This window comes from Oscillospiraceae bacterium MB08-C2-2, assembly GCA_035621215.1.
GTDB lineage: Bacteria > Bacillota > Clostridia > Oscillospirales > Ruminococcaceae > WRAV01.
On sequence record CP141729.1, the window covers coordinates 2,904,654 to 2,927,210 of the forward strand.

Sequence of the window (22,557 nt, forward strand, 5' to 3'; positions counted from 1 at the left end):
AAAAAGTTGAAAAACCTTTCGGCAGAACAGCTTAAAGAAAAAGCAAAAGAGCTGCGCATCAACACCATTAACATGATTCACGAGGCTCAATCCGGGCATCCGGGCGGATCGCTTTCGGCGGCAGACCTTGTGGCAGCCCTGTATTTTGGTGAAATGAACGTAGACCCCCAAAACCCCAAGTGGGAGGATCGTGACCGCTTTATCCTTTCCAAAGGGCATGTGTGCCCCATTCAGTATTCTGCTCTTGCCATGCGGGGATTTTTCCCATGGGAAGTGGTACATACCCTGCGTCAGGAAGGCTCCATTTTGCAGGGACACCCGGATATGAAAAAATGCCCGGGAATTGATATCTCCACCGGCTCGCTGGGGCAGGGGCTTTCCTGCGGGGTCGGTATGGCTCTGGCCGGTAAGCGTGATAATCGAGATTACCGTGTATTCGCCCTGTTGGGTGATGGCGAATGCCAGGAAGGGCAGGTTTGGGAAGCGGCGCAGACCGCTGTGAAATACAGGCTGGATAATCTGGTGGTGTTTGTGGATAACAACCGCCTGCAGTGCGATGGCTGCTGCGATGAAATTATGCCCAGTGGCGATCTTGCCGAAAAGTTCCGTGCCTTTGGGTTTGATACCCACCGTATCAACGGCCACAGCATGGAGGAAATTGTGGAAACACTGGATAAAATCCGCGATAAAAAGGATGGGCTGCCCACCTGCGTGGTACTGGATACCGTGAAGGGCAAGGGTGTTTCTTATATGGAAGACGTAGTGGTTTGGCATGGAATGGCACCAAACGATGAGCAATACCGGCAGGCCATCAGTGAGCTGGAAGGAGGGCTTCGTGCATGAGCAAGACAGCGGTCATGGAGAAAATTGCCACCAGAGACGCTTTTGGCGCCGAAATTCTGGCTCTGGGCAAAGAGAATGAAAACATTTTTGTGGTGGATATTGACATCGGCAAATCTTGCAAAACCACCGATTTTTCCACCCAGCTGCCCCAGCAGCATGTCAACGTGGGCATCGCCGAGCAAAACGGCTGTGGTGTTGCGGTGGGGCTTGCCACAACAGGCAAGATTCCTTTTGTTAGCACCTATGCGGTGTTTGGCTCCTTGCGCATGGCCGAGCAGATTCGGCAGGAGGTTTGCTACCCCAACCTGAATGTAAAGATTGCCTGCTCCCATGGCGGGCTTACCCCCGCCAACGACGGTGCCAGCCACCAGTGCATTGAGGATATGGGTGTGCTCCGCACTCTGCCCAACATGACTGTGATTATGGGTGCGGATTATTATTCCACCCGCAAGCTGGTGCGTGCCGCGGCCGAATATAAAGGGCCGGTGTATTTGCGCTTTACCCGGGATGCGATTCCGGTGGTTTACACCGAAGAGGATTCCTTTGAAATTGGCAAGGCTAAAAAATTGCGGGATGGCACCGACCTTGGCATCATTGCCAACGGCGATACTCTCCACCTTGCCATAGAAGCTGCCAGAGAACTGGAAGAGCAGGGCATATCGGTAAAGCTTTATGATATGCACACCATCAAGCCGTTGGATACCGAGGCAGTCAAAGACTGTATGACCACAGGCAAAATTATCACAGTGGAAGATCATAACATCATCAATGGTCTTGGCAGTGCTGTCAGTGAAGTGGTGGCCGAGCTGGGAAGCTGTGTTGTGCGCCGCATTGGTGTGCAGGATCAATTTGGTCAATCCGCCCCTTACGAGCGCCTGCTGGAAATGAACGGCATCACCAAAGAAAATATAATTGCTACAGCCCAAGGGCTTTTGGGCCGATAAAAAGGAGAATAACAGCATGAACGAGAGAAGAGTGGCTTTGATTACAGGGGCAGGCTCCCCCAAGGGAATCGGCAGGGCAATCGCCTTGTATCTGGCAAAGGCAGGCTATGATATAGCGGTGGCCGATATGGATGCCGCCGGTGCCGATGCCGTGGCAGAAGAGGTTCGGGCACTGGGCAAAAATGCCGTGGGCATTGAGGCCAATGTTACCAACGAAACCAGTGTGTCCGCCATGGTGGAAACCGCTATTGAAAAGCTGGGGCAGGTGGATGTTCTGGTGAACAATGCAGGCATCACACAGCCTGTGACCGTGCTCAACACCACCTTGGAGGATTGGAACCGGGTTCTCACCGTTAACCTGACCGGCACCTTCCTTTGCTCAAAGGCAGTGCTGCCCCATATGCAAAGCCGCAAATACGGGCGCATTGTCAACATCAGCTCAGTTTCCGGCAAGCGGGGCGGCGGTGTTTATGGTGGCGCACATTATTCCGCAGCCAAAGCCGGTATCTTGGGTTTTGCCAAAGCACTGGCAAGAGAATGCGTTTTGGATGGCGTTACAGTCAACAGTGTATGTCCGGGGCTGATTGCCACCGAGATTCGCAAGGGTTTGCCCGAAGAAAAGGAAAGAGCCACTTGGAAGACTATCCCCATTGAGCGTCCCGGAACGGTGGAAGAAGTAGCTGCTGCTGTGGCCTTTTTGGCAAGCGAGGATGCCGGATACATCACCGGTGAGGATATCGATGTCAACGGCGGCTCCCACATGGATTAACCAACCCAGAGGAGGCAGTATATTGAAGATCGTCATATTGGACGGATATACATTAAATCCCGGTGATTTAAGCTGGGCAGGCTTTGAGAACTTGGGCGAGCTTTGCTGCTACGATCACACCCCGGAAAATGAGATTGTCAGCCGCATTGGCGGGGCCCAGTGTGTGATCACCAACAAGACCCCCATTACCCGTGCAACCTTGGAAAGCTGCCCCGATATTCAATATATTGGGGTGCTGGCTACCGGTTACAATGTTGTTGATACACTTGCGGCCAAGGAGCGGGGCATCCCTGTCACCAATATTCCTATTTACGGCACGGCGGCGGTTTCCCAATTTGCGTTTGCCCTGCTGCTGGAGCTGTGCCATCATGTGGCTCATCATGCCCAAACTGTTGAGCAGGGGCGCTGGGCGGGGAGCCGAGATTTTTGCTACTGGGATTATCCTCTCATAGAGCTGAGCGGAAAAACCATAGGCATTATCGGGTTTGGAAGAATTGGCCGTGCAACCGCCAAAATTGCGCAGGGCTTTGGCATGCAGGTTCTGGCCTATGATGAATATATCGACAAGACATTGGAAAACGAGAGTCTTCGGTATGTCAGTCTGGAAGAAATTCTGCGCTGTTCCGATGTGGTTTCTCTTCACTGCCCGCTGATGGATTCCACGAAAGGCATGATCAACAAGGATACCATCGCCAAAATGAAAGATGGTGCACTGCTGATCAACACCTCCCGTGGGCCGCTGATTGTAGAGGAAGATTTGAAAGAAGCGTTGGAAAGCGGAAAAATTGCGGGTGCGGCGGTGGATGTTCTGGAAAAAGAACCGCCCCGGGATGGAAGCGTTTTGATTGGTGCTAAAAACTGTATTGTCACCCCCCACATTGCATGGGCGCCCCGAGAAGCCAGAACACGGCTGATGGCTGTGGCGGTTGAAAATTTAGCCGCCTTTTTGCAGAACAAGCCACAAAATGTTGTGAACTAACTCTTATTCAACCGGTCCGGAAAACTCAAACTCCTTCATAATAGGGAAAAAGCTGTCCAAACTGGGCGGCTTTTTCTCTGTTTAAAGGAGATGATAGAAGAGAATACAGGCGGCAATCTAAATATACTCAAACCTACCTGTTGTGATAGGACTTTGGACACACTGGGTTATATGGTAGAAAGCCCACCAAAGGCATGGGAAATTCTTGACAAGATGGCCGGACATGCAGTAGACTGGGAATACCCTTTCGGGGGTTTTCCATGAAATGGATACCATAGGAGGCACATGGTTTTGAAGCGTTTTCTTAGTATACTGGCCGCAGGGCTGGTTTTTCTTACCGGTGTAGGGTGTAAAGGGGCGGATCAGCCCCCGGAGCAGTCGGATAAGCTTTCTGTTTGTGTGAGCTTTTACCCCATGTATGATTTTGCCGCCAAAATCGGCGGGGAGCATGTCTCGTTGACCAATCTTGTCCCCGCAGGCACCGAGCCCCACGATTGGGAACCTCGGCCGGCGGACATAGCGGCTTTGGAAAAGGCCGATGTATTCATTTATAATGGTGCCGGCATGGAGCATTGGGTGGATGGTGTGCTGGATGCTCTTTCAACCGAAAAGCTGGTGATTGTGGAAACTTCCCACGGGCTGACACAGGCCACAGAGCAGAAGGACGAGCATTCGGACGAAGAAGAGGATGATCACGGTGGCTTAGACCCTCATGTGTGGCTGGACCCGGTGCTGGTCAAGGAGCAGGCGGTGGCCATCCGGGATGCCTTTGTGAAGGCTGACCCGGAGCATCAGGCGGATTACGAAAGCAATTACCAGACCTTTGTGGGGCAGCTGGACGAGCTGGATCAGGAGTTCCGAAAGACTTTGGAACCCCTGCCAGGTAAAGATATTGTGGTGGCCCATGCGGCCTTTGGCTACCTTTGCCGTCGGTATGGGCTCAATCAGGTGGCGGCTGAGGGCTTTTCCCCGGATTCCGAGCCGGGGCCTGCCCAGCTTTCCAAGCTGATCTCTTATGCCCGGGAGCATCAGATTCGGGTGATCTTTTTTGAAGAGCTGACCTCGCCCAAGGTGGCGGAGGTTATAGCCCGGGAGATTGGGGCCGAAACAGCGGTGCTCAACCCGCTGGAGGGGTTGACCCCTGAGCAGGAAGCGGCGGGGGAGGATTATTTTTCGGTGATGCGCCGTAATTTGGAGGCACTAAAGCTTGCCTTGGAATAGAGGGAAAATCGATGCAGCCTGTTGTGAATATAGAAAAGGTTTCCTTTGATTACAGCGGCCGTTCGGTGCTGGAGGATATTGATTTGGCGCTGTATGCCGGGGATTTTGCGGCCTTGATCGGCTCCAATGGTGCGGGGAAAAGCACCCTGTTCAAGCTGATTTTGGGGGAGCTGACCCCAAAGGCGGGCCATATTTCCATTTTGGGGCAGGATACCGAACGCTTTCATGATTGGCCTAAGATCGGGTATGTCCCCCAGAGCGGGCTTTCCGGTATGGCGGATTTCCCTGCCACAGCGCTGGAGTTGGTGCAGGCCAATCTCTATGCCAAAATCGGCTTTCTGCGCCGGGCGACCCGCCAGCACCGGGAACTAGCCCTAGAGGCGCTGGAAAAGGTGGGCATGCGGGACTATGCGGGGCGCATGATCGGCCAGCTCTCGGGCGGTCAGCAGCAGCGGGTTCTCATTGCCCGGGTGCTGGTGAACAACCCGGCGGTTCTGCTGCTGGATGAACCGGTCACCGGCATGGATGATAATGCTGCCCGCCAGCTTTATGCCCTTTTGCAGGAGCTGAACCGGCAGGAGGGGCTGACGATCCTCATGGTGACCCACGATCTGGAAAAAGGCACCCGCATAGCGGGGCGTGTTTTTTGTTTGGAGTGCGGTTCGGTGGTGGAGCTGAGCCGGGATCAGTTGGAGCATGAGCTGAGCCACCGGCATACCCATCCGCAAAGAGAGGGAGAATGCAATGCTTGAATTTGAATTTATGCGGCGGGCCTTTTTGGCCGGTTTGCTTTTGGCGGTGATCATTCCCTGCATTGGAATTATAGTGGTGCTCAAGCGCCTTTCCATGATTGGGGATGCTCTCTCCCACACCTCTCTGGCGGGGGTGGCGGCGGGGCTGATTATGGGCATCAATCCTATTGTGGGCGCTATGACAGCCTGTGTGGCGGCGGCTCTGGGAATTGAGGCCATCCGCAAAAAAATTCCCCGCTACAGTGAAATGGCGGTGGCTATTGTCATGTCGGCCGGGGTGGGGCTGGCCGGGGTGCTTTCTGGGTTTGTTTCCAATTCCTCCAGCTTCAACAGCTTTTTGTTCGGCAGCATTGTAGCCATCAGTGATTTTGAGCTGGCTTTGGTGGTGGGTGTCAGTGCCGCTGTGCTGCTCGGCTTTTTTCTGCTTTTTAAGGAGCTTTTTTATGTAACACTGGATGAAAAAGCCGCCCGGTTGGCCGGTGTTCCGGTTAAGCTTGTCAATTTCATCTTCACCATCCTCACGGCTGTGACCGTTTCGGTGGCGGCTCGGACTGTGGGGGTGCTGATTGTCTCCTCCATGATGGTGATTCCGGTGGCCTGTGCTATGCAGGTGGCGGGCAGCTTTAAAACAACGGTATGGGCCTCTGCGGGCTTTGGGGTACTGTTCACCATGATTGGGCTTACGGTTTCTTACTATGGCCAGCTTCGGCCGGGTGCCACCATTGTTTTGGTGGGTGTTGCGGGGCTTTTGCTGGTCTTTTCGGGCAAGGCGCTTTTCCGGGTGGCCCGAGCCAAAAACTAGAGAAAGCCCCATGCGGGGAGCAAAATTTTCGTTACCGAAAATCCCCGCAGGCAATTGACAGGCAGGTGGTTTTAGGGTATACTGTTAAAGCAACAGCAAGTCCGCTGTATGGGCCCATAGCTCAGTTGGGAGAGTGCCGCGTTCGCAATGCGGAGGTCGAGGGTTCGAACCCCTTTGGGTCCACCATCGTCTTTTATGGATGCCTTACAGATTTTGCTTTGATAAATGGGGATATAGCTCAGCTGGTTAGAGTGCTCGCTTCACATGCGAGAGGTCGTGGGTTCGAGCCCCTCTATCCCTACCAAAAAGATTGCTTAAACATTGTGTTTAAGCAATCTTTTTTATGTATTAACTAAGCCATTTATTTGTGGGTAAGATAGAATCGCTGGTGTTTGCTTGGGTTGAACAGGCACTCTCTGAAACACACATTATAACACGTTGACCCTCAAATTGCCCCCCAAAGCAAGCGGAAAAAAGTTCTCTCAATGGCACTTCTCAAATCTTGAGTCTTGTTTTCGGTGGTGTGAGTATATATTTTTAGCGTGATGCGTCAATTGAAGTTTCTTTCTCTCGATCAAAACCCCATTCTCTTAAAAGGAGGCCGATCCGCTTTGCAGATGATGACCCCCAGACTGCTGCTTAGAGAATACAAACCCGAGGATTTCCCCTTTTTTCGGGACGTTTATATGGATGAAGAAGTCATGCGATATGCCTATATGGATGCTTATAAAACCGAGCAGGAGGCTCGGGAGGGCTTTGAAAAGCTTTTGCCGGGTGCCGCCGGAGAAAAGAGTTTTTATGAATGGACCATTGTTGAGCAAGCCACCGGCCTTTATGTCGGCTCCGCCATGATGGAAGTGCAGATGAAAAACCAGTATGGCGGGTTCGGCGAGCTGGGGTATTTTCTGCTCAAGGAATTCTGGGGCAAGGGCTATGCCACTGAAACTGCCCGGGCTTTGATTGCCCTTGGATTTGATCAGCTGGGATTTCATCGGGTTTGCGCCAGCTGCAACGCCGCCAATAACGATTCGGCTCATGTTTTGGAAAAAGCGGGTATGCGCCATGAAGGCGTTTTGAGAGCTGTCCGCTGTAAAAACGGCCTTTGGCAGGATGAAATCCGCTATAGCATTCTGGCGGAGGAATGGGAAAAAGCCTAAGGGTAAAATAAAGAGAAAACCGGGTTAAGCGTCTCCTGCTTAACCCGGTTCCAGTTTATCAAACAAGTCCCGCTGGGACTTGTTTGAGGGAAGAAAAATTTGAAATAAAAGGTAGTTCTTTCTTTTCCCTTGCAAAAGAAAGAACCAAAGAAAACGGCTCTTATATCAAAGCATTCCGCTGGATGCGTCCAGCGTCCAAAGACGCTGCCTTTGGAAACCGCAAACCTTTTGAAAAGGTTTGATCCAAACGTTGATTTTCTTGACAGCCTAGCCTGATTCTGTCTATTCAGGCATGTATTTCTTTTTGCTTCCCCAGTGTTTCGTTCATACTGCCGGTGCGGTAGCCCTGCATATCCAGTGTCACATAGCTGAAGCCGTATTCCTTCAGCTTGGTATACACCGTTTCACGGGCAGAAGGCTCCATGATTTTCTCAAACTCTGCCGATGCAATTTCAATCCGGGCCAAATCCCCGTGAATTCGCACCCGCACCTGCCGAAAGCCCATATCCAGCAGAAGCTGTTCCGCCTGATCCACCCGGTGGAGCTTCTCTTCCGTGATGGATTGCCCATAGACAAAGCGGGAAGAAAGGCAGGCAAAGGATTGCTTATCCCATGTGGGCAATCCCAACTGCCGGGATAAAAAGCGAATCTCCTCCTTGTTCAGCTCGGCATACCGCAATGGGCTTTTAACCCCCAGCTCAGCCACCGCCTGCAAGCCGGGGCGGTAATCCCCCATATCGTCCATATTGGAGCCCTCGGCAATATGCAGAATCCCATTTTGCTGGGCGATCTCGCCGATCTTGGTGAATAGCTCCTGCTTGCACATATAACAGCGGTTCACCGGATTGCTGGAAAAGCCCTCGATGTTCAGCTCCTCGGAATCGCAGAGTATATGCCGTATGTTTTTGGCGGCGGTAAACGCCATGGCCTCTTTCAGCTCCCGCTGGGGAAAGGAGCAGGAACGGGCTGTAACGGCAATGACCCGATCCCCCAGAGTATCGTGGGCCACCTGCAACAAAAAGGTGGAATCCACGCCGCTGGAAAAGGCAACCGCCACGCTGGAAAGCTCCCGCAGATAATTTTTGAGTTTTTCTAATTTTTCCAATGCATCCATTTTCAGCACTCCTGACAAAACAGCTATGAAGGCGGGCGCTTTTAGCACCATGACGCTTTCATAGCTGTCTTTTTTTCTGTATTTTTATGGGCTCATTGCTGTTTGATCCATAGGAAAAGCCCTTCTGCGGGCTCTGTGGAGTGCTTCGTGCAAACTCACAGCCTGTCAATAGTATACTATACCCATAGGTTTTGTGTCAAGATGACTAATCCAACATGGAAACACTGATGCTCCTGCGGCGGCAGCTCAGAAGATACTGATTGAGAGCGGGCATACAGCGCTGAAGCAGAAACTGCTCCTCGCCGGAGCAGGAACCCGCAGAAGGGCAGAGGCTATCCAGCCGCTTCTGGGCTGCCAGATTGGAAACCCCAAAGCAAGTGGTCAAATCTCGCCGAGTCAGGGTATTCTGCTGGGAGCGGGGGTGATGGGCGGCAAGATATTGCACCAAAACCTCCGGCATCAAAAGCTGAGCGGCAAAAAAATGGGCCTCAATCTCCTGCAAAGGGCCATCCTCGGTGTGTTCCAGATAGATATGCCCGATCTCGTGAGCCAAGGTCCAATTGATGCGCCGATCGTTTTTTTGTGTATGGTCATAAAGAACAACCCGTGTGTTCCCCCATACCAGCGTTCCCCCATCCAGCCAATGAAGCGAGCTGGTGAGCAGGGAACAGGGTGTGTGGGTCAGGCGGGCATAGTTTTGAAGGGAATCAATGAGAACAGGCCGGTCAAAGGTGAGAGAACGCACGTCAGTTTGCAGGGCAGCTTTATTCTGTCTGAGCAGAAGCTGTGTTGCCAGCCTTCTGCATCTTTCAAAGTCAGGCTTCATTCATCCTTTTCCTCCGGCATTCCTTTAGCTTTGAGATAAAGGTCAATGGTTTTCTCAAAAAGGTCAATGATTTCCTGCCGCTGCTGTGGCGGAATATCCACGGCCTTGCGGGCCAAAAGCAGCAACTTGCGTTCATCGCCGGTCATAGGCGAAGCCTCTTCGCCGGAATGCCCCAGCAGATAGTTGGGGTCAACCTCAAAGATGCCGCAGAGCCGGGTGATCATCTCCATATTGGGCTGGGCACTGCCCTTCTCCCATTTGGCCACCGACTGCTGGGTGACTTGGAGTTTTTCGCCTAATTCCGTTTGTGAAAGGCCTTTTTCGATACGAAGCTGTTTAATTTTGGTACCAAGCATGTGATACACCCCCAGCACAGTATACAACTAAACGGAGTAAATTGCAAATAGAAAAACAACAAATATATGTTTTTATACTTGAAAACAACTTTAGGTTGTTGTATAATAGAAATATAAAAAGAACGTTTGTTTCGATAAGGAGCTTGCTATGTGTCAGCAGTGCCAGAAAACGCCCTGCGCCAATCGATGCCCCAATGCACCCAATCCGGCCGTGCTTCTCCGGTGTGGTCGTTGTGGGGAAAGCATTGGAGCAGGGCAGCGGTATTACGATTTTGCCGATCAATGGATTTGCACCGGGTGTTTGGAGGAATGGGCGGCCACATACCTCCGTTGTGCCGGTTCTGAAATGGGGTACAAAAAGAGGAAGGCATTCGGCGAAGAATGAGGGAGGAAAACCATGGAAAATCACTGGATACGGTATGTCAACAGCGCCCGGGTAACACCGGCTTTTTCCCGCCGGGGCACGGTAGCCTTGGCTTTGGAGCTGGATTGGGGCCAGCAGCAAAGTATACTGGAGCTTGGTGCAGAAGAATTCCGGGAAAGGGCCATGCCTCTTTTGGGCTATCCCAGGGAGCACCCACGGCTTACCCCGCTTCGGGAGCTGTTTTGCCATGGGCAAAGGGTATTGCTCTACCGGTTGGGTGAAGGGGGGCGGGCAGCCCAGTGCTCCTTTGGATTTGCCCGATATAAAGGAGCCCGGGGCAACGCTCTCAGTGTGACCGTGGTTCGTTGGGGGGAGGAGCATCCGGGGTTTTGTGTGGCAACCCGGCTTGAAAATAAGCTGGTGGATTTTCAAACGGTTCTTTCTGCTTCCCAGCTGGAGGATAACGATTATGTTCTGTGGAACCGGGAGGCTTTGCTCCAGCCGGTGGAGCGGCTCCCCTTTATAGGCGGAGAAAACCCTCCACCAGCCGGAAAAGGCGAGTATCGGGCTTTTTTGGAGGAGGTGGAAAGCCATCCCTTTCACATTCTGGGGTGCTGTTCCCCTGTGAGAGAGGTGCAGGATTTATTCATCCGCTTCACCCGTTGGATGCGGGAGCGGGAGGGCGCGCTGTTCCAGACCGTTTTGCCGGGCAGAGAAAAGGCCACACTGGGGGTTTTGCCGGTGAAAGCAAGCAGGCAGGGGCAATCTCCCGATTTGCTGGTTCCGTGGATCAGTGGGATTTTGGCCTCCTCTTCTTATGGGAAGAGCTGTGAAGGCTTTGCTTATGATGGAGAGTATTACCCCGACCGGCCGCTCTTTCTGCACTGTGATTCTGTGGGGCTTATGCTGGCACCTGAATCGCCACAGCCCGCAAGGGGGCCAAGCAGTCTGAAAAGCAGTGCGGCTCTGGGGCTGGCAGATCAAATCGCCAATGACATGGGTGTTCTCTATAACCGCTGGTATCTTGGCGGCGCCCATGCCCATAAAAGGGATAAGCAGTTGGAAGAAAAGCTTGGGCACTATTTGTGTGAGCTTGAGGAACAGGGTGTTCTGGAGGCGGGCCTTCACACAAGGCTTGTTCTAAGCCGGGGCTATGGAGAGGATACCCCGGAGATAACCTTTCCGGTGCAGGCCCCGGGAGAAGAATGCTTTTGGATCACCATGATTATTTATTGAGGAGGGATAACATGCCTGGAATTGGAGCCATGCAGGATACCATTGAGGAATATGAAGCAAGCTGCCGGAGTGTGCAGCAGCGCATACACCAGCTTAATGAGAAAATTGCGGCCTGCCCTGTTGGGACAACCCAAAAGCTGCTCATTTCCCGCCGGGCAAGGCTATATTTGTGCCTGTGGGATATGCAGTATGCCATCCGGGAGATGGCGGCCTATATCCGCTAAGCATATGAATCTAAAAAATGGGGGAATGCGTTCTGCGCACTTTTATTGTCAACTACTGGTTGGAGCTGGTGTTTGGAATGATCACTTCTTGGATGGGGCTTGCATATCATAAGCTGATAAAAAAGTTTCAAACAGCGAAAACCGAGCAGGAAGCCATGCAAAATGGTATGCAGGCCTTGCTGCGGGATCGGATTATACAGACCTATAACCATTATACCGCCGAGGGCAGATGCCCGATTTATGCCCGGGAGAATCTTTTGGATTTGTACAAGGGGTACCATGCTCTGGGCGGCAACGGAACCATCACACATTTGGTGGAGGAGCTGCAAAAGCTGCCCACTGAAATACGAAATGGAAAGGACGATGCAGAGTGGTTGATCTAACCCAATTTATCCATCCGGAGCTGCTGATTTTGGTTCCGGTGCTTTATATCATTGGCCATTTTCTCAAGAAATCCAGCTTTTTGCCCGATCACTACATTCCCTTGGCCTTGGGTGCGGCAGGTATTGTGCTTTCGCTGCTGCGGGTGCTCTCCACAGAAAGCATCACCGGTTGGCAGCAGGGCATAGCGGCTGTATTCAATGGCATCGTGCAGGGCATTCTTTGTGCAGGGGCCAGCGTTTATGCCAATCAGCTGATCCGCCAGCAGGAAAAAGGGAAGGAAGAACAGAAAAAATGAACCCTATTGTGGTATTGGATGCCGGTCACGGCGGCAAAGACCCCGGCGGGCTCAGTGGAAGCCGCTTGGAAAAGGACGATACCCTTCGCTTGGCACTGGCGGTGGAAAAGGTTCTGGAAAAAAGTGATGTGCAAGTTCTCCAGACCCGGAACAGTGACCAAGCGGTTTCATTGGAGCAGCGCAGTGCCTTGGCCAATAAAGCCGGGGCGGCGCTGTTTGTATCCCTCCATCGGAACAGCTTCTCCCACCCCCAGGCCCACGGGAATGAAGTGTGGATTTACCCCGGGTGCCCCGAGACAACCCGGCAGTTTGCGCAGAATATTCATCAAGCCTTATGCCGGGTAGGCACCACGGCGGATCGTGGTGTAAAAGAGGGGAACTACCACGTTCTGCGGGAAACCCATATGCCTGCCATTCTGGTGGAATTGGGCTTTATCTCCAACAGTGAGGATAACAGCCTGTTTGACCTGCATCTGACAGCTTACGCCAAGACGATAGCGGAGGAAATCTGCCGCTATTTTTCCTTGGAGACAGCTCTGCCGGAGAAAGAGCAGCTGCTCTACCGGGTGCAGGCAGGTGCCTTTGCCAATAAAAGCAACGCTTTGAATATGCAAAGGCTATTGCAGGAAAAGGGATTCCCGTCCATTGTTGTGCAGGATGTAAAGCCCTCCTAACCCAAAATAAGGCCCCCTTTCAGAGTTTTATACTCTGGGAGGGGGCTTTCGGCTGTGTGAAAACTAAAAGTGTTAAGAGGCACAGTCGTTTTGTTCCATAATTTTTCCTGAATCGAATTCATTTGGACCCAGGAATACCATTTATTGTGCCGCTTCGGCACAATACGGGGGGAAAATGGGGGCATGGGATGCTCCCCATAGAGCTTGTTGATTTTTATAGAGCCAGCAGGTTTTTTCGGCAGGCGCTGACCGGATACCATGCACAGTCGGCACAGATATCATCCATAACGGTGCCGGTGATTCGGGAGCGGATTTCCTCGATAAGCGCATCGTAAGTATAGGTCTTTTCCTGCAAAGCAAAGTGAGAGGTCACTTTGCTGTCGTAGCGCAGGACTTTTTCCTGATAGCGGCAAAGCCCTTCGCCCAGCTTGTGTGGGCAGGCGGAGCAGATATCATCTGTGGAAAAAGTCAGCTTAATTTCGGTGCCCCGGTGGTTTCGGAGGCGGTCTGTTACCCGGTTCATGTTGGCTACAAATTCTTCGCTGTAACCCCGGCCGCTGTAGCCTTGGGTACAGAGCAGATGATGTGGTCTCAGCTTCATGCCGGTACACGCTTTTGTAGGAGTGTTTTGCATTTTACTCCCAGCCAGCCGGATAGCAATATCTTGATGGCAGCGGTGGGCAGAAAGGGAAGAACAGCCTTGGCAAAGGCGGCGGCAAGCCCCAGCCCGGTCACAGCGCTGAACATGAACATACCGCAGAGATAATTGACCACCGCACCCAGCACAAGCCCCGACCACAGCCAGACCTTGCCACCCTTTTCAGCGCCGATTCCGGCTAAAAGGGCCATAAGGGGGAAGGATAAGATAAATCCGCCGGTGGGCCCAAACACAATGCCGAGGCCGCCGGTAAAGCCGGCAAAAACCGGGAGCCCTACAGCGCCTAACAGTGCATAAACCAGAGCGGAGAAAGCCCCCCGTTTAGACCCCAGCACAATCCCCACAAATGGGATACAAAAGGTCTGCATGGTCATGGGAATCAGAGGCAGAGGAATGGTAACCTGAGCCATAGCGCAGGTGAAAGCGGTAAAAATGCCAATCAGGCAGAGATCGCGGGTGGTAATTTTCTGTTTCGACATGGGTTGTCTCCTTTTTATGGTTTGGTAGTATCGGTTAGAGGTGAGAGAGAAACTTCCCCGGCTCTTACAGCGACGGTTTGTCCCTGCCGATTGCGCACCAGCAGACTACCAGCGTCATCTAGGCCCACTGCGGTTGCCTCAAAGCTTTCCCGAGGCAGATGAACCACGATCTCCTTGCCAATGATAAACAGCCTTTGGGTGTAGGCCTCTAAAATTTCCTGCCGTTTACCAGAGAGAAAATCCAGAACCACGGCTTCCAACTGATTGAGAATTTCCGCCGCCAGCTGGTTTCGTATGCCACGGCCTGCACGGAGCGGTGCCAAGGTGGCGGCAATGCTCTCCACCTCCTCGGCCACAGCGCCGGTATTGACGCCGATTCCCACAACCACACTTTCCACCGTTCCCATTTCGGCCGAAATCAAACCCTCAGTGAGAATCCCGCAAAGCTTTTTTCCCTCATAAAAAATATCGTTGACCCATTTGATGTGAGTTTCCAGCCCGCAGACCTGCCCAATGGCCCGATATACCGCTAAAGCGGCGCACACAGTCAGCAGGGGAACCTCCTCCAAAGCAATCTGCGGCCGGAGCAAAACGCTCAGATAAATGCCCTGCCCTGCCGGGGAATGAAAGGTTCTGCCCAAGCGCCCTCGGCCCTGGGTTTGCTCGTTGGCAATTACGGTATGCCCATCCGGGAGCAGGGCGGTATCCAGCGCCTTGAGGTAAGCGTTGGTGGAATCCACTGTATCCAGCAGAACAAGGCTTTGGCCGATTTTTTCGGTTTTCAGAGCGTCGGCAATGCTCTGGCGGGATAAGCCGTCGCTCCCAGCCAGCAGCCGGTAGCCGCTGTTTGGCAAAGCCTCAATTTCATGGCCTTTTTCCCGAAGGGTATTAATCCCTTTCCAAATAGCTGTTCGGCTGACACCCAAGGCTTTTGCCAGTTCGCCGCCGGTTATCAGCTGCCCTTTGCTTTGCTCCAAAAGATATAAAAGCTTTTCCTGAAGCATGACCCAGTCTCCTTTTGTTTTAACTGGGCTTTATGATAAAGGAAAAAAATAGAATTGTCAACTTTAAATTTATTTTTAGTTAACAATTCTATGGGGATATTGCAGCTGCTTTATAAATTCAAACTTTTGGCACTTGACAGAGTGGTGAAGAATGCATATACTGAAATCATAGCCACCCCTCCGGGGTGTAGTGGTAAAGGAGCCAATATGAATACAGAACAGAAGAAAGCCATTACCGCACTGAAAACCTGCCGTGGCCAGATTGAAGGCATCATCGCCATGATTGAAGAGGGCCGCTACTGCATTGATATCTCCAATCAGATCATGGCTTCTCAGGCGGTTTTAAAGCGTGCCAACAAGCTAATTCTGGCACAGCACATGTCCCACTGTGTGCTCAGTGCTATGCAGAATGAGGATCAAGCCCAGCATAAATTAGAAGAAATTCAGGAAATTATCAATAAGCTGCTGTAACAGGCGGCTGTGAGGAGGCAGATGTTATGAACGAAGTTAAAACCCTGAAAATAGCCGGGATGACCTGTGCCGCCTGCTCGGCCCGGATTGAAAAGAGCCTGGGCCGGAAGGAAGGCGTTTCCAAGGCAACGGTTAATTATGGCTCGGAGCAGGCTGTGGTGGAATTTGACAGCACAGTGGTCACACAGGAGCAGTTAGAGGAAACAGTGACTAAGCTGGGCTATTCGGTGGTGCACCAAACCGCAAAGGCCACTCTGCGCATCACCGGGATGACCTGCGCCGCCTGTTCCTCCCGGCTGGAAAAGGCATTGACACGCCGTGAAGGGGTGCAGTCTGCCTCGGTTAATCTGGCCAGTGAAAAGGCCGTGCTTGTATACGACCCGGCTGTGGTGGATACCGCCGCACTGATCGAAACAGTGCGCAAAACCGGTTATGGTGCGGCTCTGGATGAAATGGTCAGCGAGGATGCCGTAGCGGCCATCAAGGCCAAAGAAGCCTCTTCTCTGCGCCGGGATTTGATTATCAGCATTGTTCTCAGTGCCCCGATGCTGCTGGGCATGATTCTTTCCTTTGCAGGTATTCACAATGACTTTGCAAAATTTTTGCACACGCCGTGGGTTCAGCTGGTTCTGACCACTCCTGTGCAGTTCTATATTGGGCGGCGCTTTTACCGCAGTGCCTTCAACGCTCTGCGGGGCGGCAGTGCCAACATGGATGTGCTTGTCTCCATGGGCACCACGGCGGCCTATCTTCTTAGCGTTTACAACGGCTTTATCGCCCCCACCGATATGACCCACATGGGCATGAAGGAAATCTATTTTGAATCCGCCGCCGTGATTATTACCCTGATTCTGCTGGGCAAATATTTGGAGCAATCCGCTAAGGGCCGCACCGGCGAAGCCATTAAAAAGCTCATGAGCTTGGGGGCCAAAACCGCACGTGTATTGCGTGAAGGCAAAGAATACGACATTCCTTTGGAGGAGGTCGCCGTTGGGGATTTGCTGGTGGTTCGCCCCGGTGAAAAGGTTCCCGTAGATGGTGTGATCACCTCTGGACATTCCAGCCTCGATGAATCCATGCTCACCGGTGAGAGCATCCCGGTGGATAAAAGCGTGGGTGATGTGGTTGTTGGCTCCACCATCAACAAGTTCGGCGCTTTCCAGTTCAAGGCCACCAAAATCGGCAAGGATACCGCTCTTGCCCAGATTATCCGCATGGTGGAAGAGGCGCAGGGCAGCAAGGCTCCAATCCAAAAGGTGGCGGATACGGTTTCCGGTATCTTTGTGCCGGTGGTGATCGGTATCGCCATTTTGACCTTTATTCTCTGGTGGGCTTTTACCGGCGATGTGCAAAGAGCGCTGATCAACGCTGTATCGGTGCTGGTTATTGCCTGCCCCTGTGCGCTGGGTCTGGCCACGCCTACAGCCATTATGGTGGGTACCGGGCTGGGAGCGCAGAATGGTATTTTGATTAAGGGCGGCGAATATCTTGAAAATGCCGGCAAGGTGGATACTGTGGTGCTGGATAAAACCGGTACTATTACCAAGGGTAAGCCGGAGGTCACCGACATACTTCCTGTGGGGGATATATCCTCCCAAGAGCTTCTGCGGTTGGTCGCAGCTGGTGAAAAGCCCTCCGAACACCCATTGGGTCAGGCTATTGTGCAGGGAGCAGGCGAGGAGCCTCTGCCGGAGGCTGTGGATTTTGCCGCTATACCCGGCCGTGGTGTTTCCGCCACAGTAGAAGGCCGTGCACTCCTGATCGGAACTCGTGCGCTTATGGAAGATAGAGGCATTGAGGTTGCTTCCATTGAAGAAAAGCTGACCGGCTTGGAAGATCAGGGCAAAACCGCTATGCTGATTGCAGGGGATGGAGCCCTTTTGGGCATCATTGCTGTGGCCGACACCATCAAGGCCAGCTCGGCTAAGGCTGTGGCACAGCTTAAAAAGATGGGCATCGAGGTTTATATGATGACCGGCGACAATGCCCGCACAGCACAGGCCATTGCCGCTCAGGCAGGAATCGATCATGTAATGGCACAGGTTCTGCCACAGGATAAATCCGCCCGGGTGGAGCAGCTCAAAAGCCAAGGCAAGATGGTGGCCATGGCGGGTGACGGCATCAACGATGCCCCGGCTCTTGCCGCTGCCCAAATTGGCATGGCCATCGGAACAGGTGCGGATGTTGCCATTGAGGCGGCGGCAATCACCCTCATGAGTGGTGAACTGACTGCAATCCCGGCGGCCTTGCGGCTTTCCAGACAGACGATGCGTAAAATTAAACAAAATCTGTTCTGGGCTTTTATCTACAATGCAATAGGCATTCCCTTTGCCGCATTGGGGTATTTAACACCCATTATTGCAGGCGGTGCCATGGCCTTTAGTTCGGTTTCTGTGGTGACCAATTCCCTCAGCCTGAAAAGATTCAAGCCTTGACTTGATGGTATCTTAATGTTAATATATAAACAAAACAAGTCTGCAAAGCAATCCGAATTTGTTCAAAATTGGTATATAAAGCAAATGTAATTATAGCGTTGTGAAATATTTGGGCAATGTTTACTGAAATCTGCCAATTTTTCTCTCCATAAATTGCGACTCCTACTCATTTACATGCTTAATTTCATATGGTACAATATGAAATAGGAATGGATAGGAGATTGGAGGAGATTTTGGTGAAAATTTCGACAAAGGGCCGGTATGGTTTGCGTATTATGCTGGAATTGACTTTGGCTTACCAGAAGAATCTGGTAACGGTTCGCCAGATTGGCAGAAATCAGGAAATTTCCGAAAAATACATTGAGCAGATCATCAGCATGCTCCATAAGGCTGGATTGGTTCAAAGCCAACGAGGTGCCCAAGGGGGTTACCGGTTGGCAGCTCCGCCAGAAACTATTTCGGTGGGTGCCATTCTGCGTGCAACTGAGGGAGGCCTTGATCCGGTTAAATGCACCGATGCCCAAAAAGGCTGGATTTGCGAGCGGATGGGCCTTTGCTCCACCGAGCAGGTATGGCGTGATATCAAAAATGCTGTGGAAGATGTGGTGGATAACATCCAGCTTTCCAGCCTGATTGAGGATGAAGCCAGAGAGGAACCGTTCGAGCTGGGCTATTTGGCCTGACCCCGTATCCCCCAAGTATATCCCACAGATAGGCAAAAGCAGGCAGCGATCTGCGCAGGCTGTAGACATAACTGCCTTAGCTTGAAAATTTTATGGTTTTGATGCGTAATTCTTCCGCAGTCGAATTAATTTCGACGCAGGAATCCCACTTTTTGCGCCGGAGCGGCGCAATCCGGGGGGAATATGGGGGCATTGGATGCCCTCCATAGAGATATGGACTTTTGTTTACACTCTCAGTAGGCAGCACCCTGTGGCCTTAAATAACCCCTAAGCCTCCCGTTTCCCTTTTTGGGGAACCGGGAGGCTTTCTTAGAGAGCATTGTGCTGTTTGAGCCTCAACTGAAAATGGAGGAAAACCCTTTGAAGCAATCCCAGAAAATATCGGAAGCTCCCTATGCGCTCTCCCCGCAGGAAAAGGAGGTGCTGCAAGCATTCCCGGAACCTTTGCTGAACTGGTACGATAAGAATGCCCGGGTGCTTCCTTGGCGGAGCGATCCCCAGCCCTATTGGGTTTGGATTTCGGAGATTATGCTCCAGCAAACCCGGGTGGAGGCAGGCCTACCTTACTTTATCCGTTTTGTCCGGGAGCTGCCGGATGTTGCGGCGTTGGCGGCGATTCCTGAAGAACAGCTTTTAAAGCTGTGGGAGGGGCTGGGGTATTACAGCCGGGCCCGTAATCTCCAGAAAGCAGCCCGTATGGTCATGGAGCAGCATGGGGGAGAGCTGCCGGGGGATTTTCAGGCGCTTGAGGCCCTGCCGGGAATCGGCACTTATACAGCGGGAGCCATTGCCTCCATTGCTTTTGATAAGCCTGTTCCCGCAGTGGATGGCAATGTTTTGCGGGTAGTGCTTCGATTGCTGGATAACACAGCCGATAGCTCATTGCCTGCCGTGAAAAAGGCCGTGGGAGAATGGATTACCCGCGTGATCCCACACGATCGGCCGGGGGATTTCAACCAAGCCATTATGGATTTGGGGGCTGGGATATGCCTGCCCAAGGCTCCGAAATGCCTTGCCTGCCCGGCATCCGCTTTTTGCCAGGGTTATGCCAATGGCACAGCCCCTTCCTTGCCGGTAAAGCCGGAAAAGAAGCCGAGAAAGCAGGTTGCCAGAACGGTGTTAGCGGTGGTCTGCAAGGGGCGTATTCTCCTGCAAAAGAGGCCGGACAAAGGATTGCTGGCAGGGCTTTGGGAGCTGCCCGGCTTTGAAGAACCGCTGGATAGCGGGCAGGTGGAGCAAAAAATCGGGGAGTGGGGGCTTGCTGTTTCTGCACCCCAGCTCATAGGGCAGGCAAAGCATGTATTCAGCCATGTGGAGTGGCATATGACTGGTTGGCTCCTTGAGCCGGAGGAGCCGTGGGAGGTTCCACCCGGCCTTTTCACAGAGGAACCACTCCAAACCGTGTGGGCCGATTCCCGGGAGCTGGCGGAAAACTACACCCTGCCCAGTGCTTTTGCCGCCTATCGGCAGGCAGTGGAAGAGGCGCTGGAAGAACGCCTGTAAGGCAGCACAACAATAGCCCCGGCACAGATTATCGAAGAAGGTGGTTGAAGTTTGAGTCAACCCTTTTCAAAGGTTTGTGGTTTTCAAAGGCAAAGCCTATGGCCGCTTGCTGCAGTAAGTGGAATTCCCTGATAGAAAGGCTGTTTTCTTTGGTCCTTTCGTTTGCAAGGGAAAAGAAAGAATAAGCGGGCGATTCCCACCAAGCTTCCCTCAAAAAAGTCCCGGGGGACCTTTTTGATAAGCTAAACCCCGGCACAATTCTGTGCCGGGGTTATTCTGTCAGAATAGATTCAGCCCATTTACACAAGCTGGCGGGAAAGCTCGCCCAAGCCTGCCTCAAAGTTAACGCCGCAGCGGTCATCTGTCTTGGCGGCGTAAGTGCGCTCAATGGCGGCAACGGTAAAATCAACGGCAATCTGCCCGGCGGCTTGCAGCGGTTTTCCGGCCATGAGAGCGGCCAGAAGGGCACTGCCGAAAACATCTCCGGTACCGTGATAATAGCCGGGAATCTGGCCTGCCATGGCATAAGCGATTTCACCGGTAGCCTTATCAAAAGCGGCGGTTCCCACCTGCTCCTCATCAAAATACACACCGGTGAGGAATACCTTGCCGGGGCCAAGCTCCGCCAGCTCCTTCAAAAGCTTTTCAATATACGCTTTGGTATAGGGGCCGGGGGTGTATTCACGGCCAAGGAGCAGAGCGGCTTCGGTAAGATTGGGCACAATCACATCCGCTTTGGCGCAGAGCCGGGCCATACCCTGTGGGAATTCCGGCGCAAAGGAGGCATACAGCTTGCCGTTATCCGCCATGACCGGGTCTACAAACAAAAGATTGCCTCCGGTTCCAAAAGTGTCAAACAGCCGGGAGACAAGTTCAAGCTGCTCAAAAGAGCCGAGATAGCCGGTATAGAGGGCATCAAAGGTGAGCCCAAGAGATTGCCAATGCTGGGCTATAGGGAGAATATCCTCGGTGAGATCCCGGTAGGTATAGCCGGAAAATCCCCCTGTATGAGTGGATAAAATAGCGGTGGGAATCACGCTGGCTTCAATGCCTGCTGCGGAAAGTATAGGCAAAGCCACAGTCAGAGAACACCGGCCGAAGCAGGAAATATCATGAATCGCCGCAATACGCTTTTGCATGGTAGTCAACTCCTTTTTCCAGAGGTACCTGTAAAAATAGTATATACCGCCCAGAGCGGAAAAAACAAATTTTGCTTTCAGGCACTTTAGAGGCATACCCTTGTGCAGTTTGTGTCATTATTAAAGGGAGCAGAGGCGGTGTGCTGGGCAGTATCGCTGTAAAGGAGCAGGCGGGAAAGTGCCTGCAAATGAAGCCCTTCGTCAATTTGAATAGGCCGGGTGGCTGTTTTGCTCTGTGACCACAGCTTTTTACTGATTTGGGGGATACGAGCCGAAATAACCTTTGCCGCCTGCCTGCAATGGGCCATGCCCTTGTAAATCCCCCAAAACTTTGATACACTAAATATAACTACGTAATATAGTGAACAAAAAACACATGAGGTGGGAAGGGCATTTATGAAGGAGCGGATTGATGACCTGCTGGCAGGCTTCGGGCTGGATCAGTGGGGTGTCTGTTCCTTTGAGAGCCTCCCGGTTTTGCTCAACTGCCGGGCCAAAAGCCGCCTGCCTCAAAATGCCGCCACCGTTCTGGTGTTCCTTTTCCCTTACTATGTGGGGGAATTCCCCCAGCGCAATGTTTCCCGTTATGTGCTGGCCGATGATTACCATCACCTGACTGGTCAGCTGCTTACACAGGTGACCGAAGGGCTTGGCCATATTTTCCCCCAGGAGCAATGGGTATGGTTTGTAGATAATTCCCCCATTCCCGAGGTGTCCGCCGCATGGCTGGCGGGGCTTGGGGTAATCGGGCGCAACGGCCAGCTCATCAACCAGCGGTATGGCTCCTACACCTTTATTGGCTGTGTGGTCACAACCCTCGCCCTTGAGCCGGGAAGTCCCTTGCAGGGGAGTTGCTTAAACTGCGGGAAGTGCTTTGCGGCCTGCCCCACCGGGGCACTGCGTGCCGAGGGCTTTGAGAAAGAGCGGTGCCTTTCCCACATTACCCAGAAAAAAGGGGAGCTGACCCCGTGGGAGCAGGAGCAGGTGGCGGCGGGCGGCTTTATCTGGGGTTGTGACCGTTGCCAGGATGCCTGCCCCCACAATGCTTCCCCCCTATTGACCCCCTTACAGGGCTTTCGGGAGAACATTCAGCCGGTTCTCACCGAAGAAAACCTCCCCCGGCTTGTGGAACAGAAAGCTTATAACTGGCGGGGCGAATCGGTTCTGCGGCGCAATGCCAAGCTTATAGCGGATAAAAATGGATAAATATACCTGCCCATAGCTTGTGCTTGGGCGGGATAACGA

Annotated in this window: 26 protein-coding genes and 2 tRNA genes; 20 read left to right on the forward strand and 8 right to left on the reverse strand. The window is 52.6% G+C overall.

Going from position 1 to position 22,557, the window contains the following annotated elements:
• Positions 1–6 precede the first annotated feature (6 nt).
• The 10 genes from U6B65_13060 to U6B65_13105 all read left to right on the forward strand — a co-directional run bounded on the left by U6B65_13060 (position 7) and on the right by U6B65_13105 (position 7,467).
• The gene (locus U6B65_13060) at positions 7–843 is read left to right on the forward strand and encodes a transketolase (protein ID WRS27244.1); all 837 of its coding nucleotides are present in this window, start codon (positions 7–9) and stop codon (positions 841–843) included.
• Positions 840–1,787, forward strand: a complete 948-nt coding sequence (locus U6B65_13065; protein ID WRS27245.1) for a transketolase C-terminal domain-containing protein — start codon at positions 840–842, stop codon at positions 1,785–1,787. Before U6B65_13060 ends, U6B65_13065 begins: the two co-directional genes overlap by 4 nt.
• 16 nt (positions 1,788–1,803) lie before the next feature.
• Positions 1,804–2,556: a 3-oxoacyl-ACP reductase FabG gene (gene fabG / locus U6B65_13070; protein WRS27246.1), complete on the forward strand. Its 753-nt coding sequence runs from the start codon at positions 1,804–1,806 to the stop codon at positions 2,554–2,556.
• 22 nt (positions 2,557–2,578) lie between these two features.
• Entirely contained in the window at positions 2,579–3,535 is a 957-nt protein-coding gene (locus tag U6B65_13075; GenBank protein WRS27247.1) for a D-2-hydroxyacid dehydrogenase, read from the forward strand.
• 285 nt (positions 3,536–3,820) lie between these two features.
• Entirely contained in the window at positions 3,821–4,756 is a 936-nt protein-coding gene (locus U6B65_13080; GenBank protein ID WRS27248.1) for a metal ABC transporter substrate-binding protein, read from the forward strand.
• Positions 4,757–4,767: 11 nt separating this feature from the next.
• Entirely contained in the window at positions 4,768–5,508 is a 741-nt protein-coding gene (locus tag U6B65_13085) for a metal ABC transporter ATP-binding protein (GenBank protein ID WRS27249.1), read from the forward strand.
• A complete protein-coding gene (locus U6B65_13090) occupies positions 5,501–6,310 on the forward strand; it encodes a metal ABC transporter permease (GenBank protein WRS27250.1) in 810 nt (269 codons plus the stop codon). Before U6B65_13085 ends, U6B65_13090 begins: the two co-directional genes overlap by 8 nt.
• A gap of 110 nt (positions 6,311–6,420) precedes the next feature.
• Positions 6,421–6,496: transfer RNA gene (locus U6B65_13095), tRNA-Ala, on the forward strand.
• A 41-nt stretch (positions 6,497–6,537) separates the two neighbouring features.
• Positions 6,538–6,614, forward strand: a tRNA-Val gene (locus tag U6B65_13100).
• A 313-nt stretch (positions 6,615–6,927) separates the two neighbouring features.
• Positions 6,928–7,467, forward strand: coding sequence for a GNAT family protein (locus tag U6B65_13105; GenBank protein ID WRS28958.1), 540 nt, complete (start codon positions 6,928–6,930; stop codon positions 7,465–7,467).
• 286 nt (positions 7,468–7,753) lie between these two features.
• On the opposite strand, the gene larE is transcribed toward U6B65_13105, so the two are convergent.
• From larE to U6B65_13120, 3 genes are all read right to left on the reverse strand, one after another.
• The gene (gene larE / locus U6B65_13110) at positions 7,754–8,581 is read right to left on the reverse strand and encodes an ATP-dependent sacrificial sulfur transferase LarE (GenBank protein ID WRS27251.1); all 828 of its coding nucleotides are present in this window, start codon (positions 8,579–8,581) and stop codon (positions 7,754–7,756) included.
• 205 nt (positions 8,582–8,786) lie between these two features.
• Entirely contained in the window at positions 8,787–9,407 is a 621-nt protein-coding gene (locus U6B65_13115) for an ImmA/IrrE family metallo-endopeptidase (GenBank protein WRS27252.1), read from the reverse strand.
• Positions 9,404–9,763, reverse strand: a complete 360-nt coding sequence (locus U6B65_13120) for a helix-turn-helix transcriptional regulator (GenBank protein WRS27253.1) — start codon at positions 9,761–9,763, stop codon at positions 9,404–9,406. Before U6B65_13120 ends, U6B65_13115 begins: the two co-directional genes overlap by 4 nt.
• A gap of 397 nt (positions 9,764–10,160) precedes the next feature.
• On the opposite strand from U6B65_13120, the gene U6B65_13125 reads away from it, so the two are divergent.
• The 5 genes from U6B65_13125 to U6B65_13145 are packed head-to-tail and all read left to right on the forward strand — an operon-like array spanning position 10,161 to position 12,940.
• Positions 10,161–11,363, forward strand: coding sequence for a hypothetical protein (locus U6B65_13125; protein ID WRS27254.1), 1,203 nt, complete (start codon positions 10,161–10,163; stop codon positions 11,361–11,363).
• Between the two features lie 11 nt (positions 11,364–11,374).
• Complete coding sequence (locus tag U6B65_13130) at positions 11,375–11,587, forward strand: hypothetical protein (GenBank protein ID WRS27255.1); 213 nt, start codon at positions 11,375–11,377, stop codon at positions 11,585–11,587.
• Positions 11,588–11,604: 17 nt separating this feature from the next.
• On the forward strand, positions 11,605–11,970 hold the full coding sequence (locus U6B65_13135) for a hypothetical protein (protein WRS27256.1): 366 nt from the start codon (positions 11,605–11,607) through the stop codon (positions 11,968–11,970).
• Positions 11,958–12,266: a phage holin family protein gene (locus tag U6B65_13140; GenBank protein ID WRS27257.1), complete on the forward strand. Its 309-nt coding sequence runs from the start codon at positions 11,958–11,960 to the stop codon at positions 12,264–12,266. The genes U6B65_13135 and U6B65_13140 overlap by 13 nt, the downstream gene beginning before the upstream one ends.
• Positions 12,263–12,940, forward strand: a complete 678-nt coding sequence (locus U6B65_13145; protein WRS27258.1) for an N-acetylmuramoyl-L-alanine amidase — start codon at positions 12,263–12,265, stop codon at positions 12,938–12,940. The genes U6B65_13140 and U6B65_13145 overlap by 4 nt, the downstream gene beginning before the upstream one ends.
• 214 nt (positions 12,941–13,154) lie before the next feature.
• Here the strand turns inward: U6B65_13145 and U6B65_13150 are convergent, their stop codons facing one another.
• The 3 genes from U6B65_13150 to U6B65_13160 are packed head-to-tail and all read right to left on the reverse strand — an operon-like array spanning position 13,155 to position 15,081.
• Entirely contained in the window at positions 13,155–13,541 is a 387-nt protein-coding gene (locus U6B65_13150) for a DUF1284 domain-containing protein (GenBank protein WRS27259.1), read from the reverse strand.
• Positions 13,538–14,077: a biotin transporter BioY gene (locus U6B65_13155; protein ID WRS27260.1), complete on the reverse strand. Its 540-nt coding sequence runs from the start codon at positions 14,075–14,077 to the stop codon at positions 13,538–13,540. The genes U6B65_13150 and U6B65_13155 overlap by 4 nt, the downstream gene beginning before the upstream one ends.
• A gap of 14 nt (positions 14,078–14,091) precedes the next feature.
• Positions 14,092–15,081: a biotin--[acetyl-CoA-carboxylase] ligase gene (locus U6B65_13160; protein ID WRS27261.1), complete on the reverse strand. Its 990-nt coding sequence runs from the start codon at positions 15,079–15,081 to the stop codon at positions 14,092–14,094.
• 207 nt (positions 15,082–15,288) lie between these two features.
• On the opposite strand from U6B65_13160, the gene U6B65_13165 reads away from it, so the two are divergent.
• The 4 genes from U6B65_13165 to mutY all read left to right on the forward strand — a co-directional run bounded on the left by U6B65_13165 (position 15,289) and on the right by mutY (position 20,173).
• Positions 15,289–15,552, forward strand: a complete 264-nt coding sequence (locus tag U6B65_13165; protein ID WRS27262.1) for a metal-sensing transcriptional repressor — start codon at positions 15,289–15,291, stop codon at positions 15,550–15,552.
• Positions 15,553–15,578: 26 nt separating this feature from the next.
• On the forward strand, positions 15,579–17,987 hold the full coding sequence (locus tag U6B65_13170; protein WRS27263.1) for a heavy metal translocating P-type ATPase: 2,409 nt from the start codon (positions 15,579–15,581) through the stop codon (positions 17,985–17,987).
• A 236-nt stretch (positions 17,988–18,223) separates the two neighbouring features.
• Complete coding sequence (locus U6B65_13175) at positions 18,224–18,670, forward strand: Rrf2 family transcriptional regulator (GenBank protein ID WRS27264.1); 447 nt, start codon at positions 18,224–18,226, stop codon at positions 18,668–18,670.
• 360 nt (positions 18,671–19,030) lie between these two features.
• Positions 19,031–20,173, forward strand: a complete 1,143-nt coding sequence (gene mutY / locus U6B65_13180) for an A/G-specific adenine glycosylase (GenBank protein WRS27265.1) — start codon at positions 19,031–19,033, stop codon at positions 20,171–20,173.
• A 299-nt stretch (positions 20,174–20,472) separates the two neighbouring features.
• Here mutY and U6B65_13185 read toward each other — a convergent pair whose 3' ends face one another.
• Complete coding sequence (locus tag U6B65_13185; protein WRS27266.1) at positions 20,473–21,312, reverse strand: pyridoxamine kinase; 840 nt, start codon at positions 21,310–21,312, stop codon at positions 20,473–20,475.
• Positions 21,313–21,398: 86 nt separating this feature from the next.
• On the reverse strand, positions 21,399–21,620 hold the full coding sequence (locus U6B65_13190; GenBank protein WRS27267.1) for a hypothetical protein: 222 nt from the start codon (positions 21,618–21,620) through the stop codon (positions 21,399–21,401).
• Between the two features lie 88 nt (positions 21,621–21,708).
• Here U6B65_13190 and U6B65_13195 point away from each other — a divergent pair, with 88 nt between their 5' ends.
• Positions 21,709–22,518, forward strand: coding sequence for a QueG-associated DUF1730 domain-containing protein (locus U6B65_13195; protein ID WRS27268.1), 810 nt, complete (start codon positions 21,709–21,711; stop codon positions 22,516–22,518).
• Positions 22,519–22,557: the final 39 nt, after the last annotated feature.

What these genes read in the sequence shown, in the direction of transcription:
- U6B65_13065 (WRS27245.1), top strand. Translation starts at nt 840, where the DNA reads ATGAGCAAGACAGCGGTCATGGAGAAAATTGCCACCAGAGACGCTTTT.
- fabG (WRS27246.1), top strand. Translation starts at nt 1,804, where the DNA reads ATGAACGAGAGAAGAGTGGCTTTGATTACAGGGGCAGGCTCCCCCAAG.
- U6B65_13080 (WRS27248.1), top strand. Translation starts at nt 3,821, where the DNA reads ATGGTTTTGAAGCGTTTTCTTAGTATACTGGCCGCAGGGCTGGTTTTT.
- U6B65_13085 (WRS27249.1), top strand. Translation starts at nt 4,768, where the DNA reads ATGCAGCCTGTTGTGAATATAGAAAAGGTTTCCTTTGATTACAGCGGC.
- U6B65_13090 (WRS27250.1), top strand. Translation starts at nt 5,501, where the DNA reads ATGCTTGAATTTGAATTTATGCGGCGGGCCTTTTTGGCCGGTTTGCTT.
- U6B65_13105 (WRS28958.1), top strand. Translation starts at nt 6,928, where the DNA reads ATGATGACCCCCAGACTGCTGCTTAGAGAATACAAACCCGAGGATTTC.
- larE (WRS27251.1), bottom strand. Translation starts at nt 8,581, where the DNA reads ATGGATGCATTGGAAAAATTAGAAAAACTCAAAAATTATCTGCGGGAG.
- U6B65_13115 (WRS27252.1), bottom strand. Translation starts at nt 9,407, where the DNA reads ATGAAGCCTGACTTTGAAAGATGCAGAAGGCTGGCAACACAGCTTCTG.
- U6B65_13120 (WRS27253.1), bottom strand. Translation starts at nt 9,763, where the DNA reads ATGCTTGGTACCAAAATTAAACAGCTTCGTATCGAAAAAGGCCTTTCA.
- U6B65_13125 (WRS27254.1), top strand. Translation starts at nt 10,161, where the DNA reads ATGGAAAATCACTGGATACGGTATGTCAACAGCGCCCGGGTAACACCG.
- U6B65_13130 (WRS27255.1), top strand. Translation starts at nt 11,375, where the DNA reads ATGCCTGGAATTGGAGCCATGCAGGATACCATTGAGGAATATGAAGCA.
- U6B65_13135 (WRS27256.1), top strand. Translation starts at nt 11,605, where the DNA reads ATGGGGGAATGCGTTCTGCGCACTTTTATTGTCAACTACTGGTTGGAG.
- U6B65_13145 (WRS27258.1), top strand. Translation starts at nt 12,263, where the DNA reads ATGAACCCTATTGTGGTATTGGATGCCGGTCACGGCGGCAAAGACCCC.
- U6B65_13150 (WRS27259.1), bottom strand. Translation starts at nt 13,541, where the DNA reads ATGAAGCTGAGACCACATCATCTGCTCTGTACCCAAGGCTACAGCGGC.
- U6B65_13155 (WRS27260.1), bottom strand. Translation starts at nt 14,077, where the DNA reads ATGTCGAAACAGAAAATTACCACCCGCGATCTCTGCCTGATTGGCATT.
- U6B65_13160 (WRS27261.1), bottom strand. Translation starts at nt 15,081, where the DNA reads ATGCTTCAGGAAAAGCTTTTATATCTTTTGGAGCAAAGCAAAGGGCAG.
- U6B65_13165 (WRS27262.1), top strand. Translation starts at nt 15,289, where the DNA reads ATGAATACAGAACAGAAGAAAGCCATTACCGCACTGAAAACCTGCCGT.
- U6B65_13170 (WRS27263.1), top strand. Translation starts at nt 15,579, where the DNA reads ATGAACGAAGTTAAAACCCTGAAAATAGCCGGGATGACCTGTGCCGCC.
- U6B65_13185 (WRS27266.1), bottom strand. Translation starts at nt 21,312, where the DNA reads ATGCAAAAGCGTATTGCGGCGATTCATGATATTTCCTGCTTCGGCCGG.
- U6B65_13190 (WRS27267.1), bottom strand. Translation starts at nt 21,620, where the DNA reads ATGGCCCATTGCAGGCAGGCGGCAAAGGTTATTTCGGCTCGTATCCCC.
- U6B65_13195 (WRS27268.1), top strand. Translation starts at nt 21,709, where the DNA reads ATGAAGGAGCGGATTGATGACCTGCTGGCAGGCTTCGGGCTGGATCAG.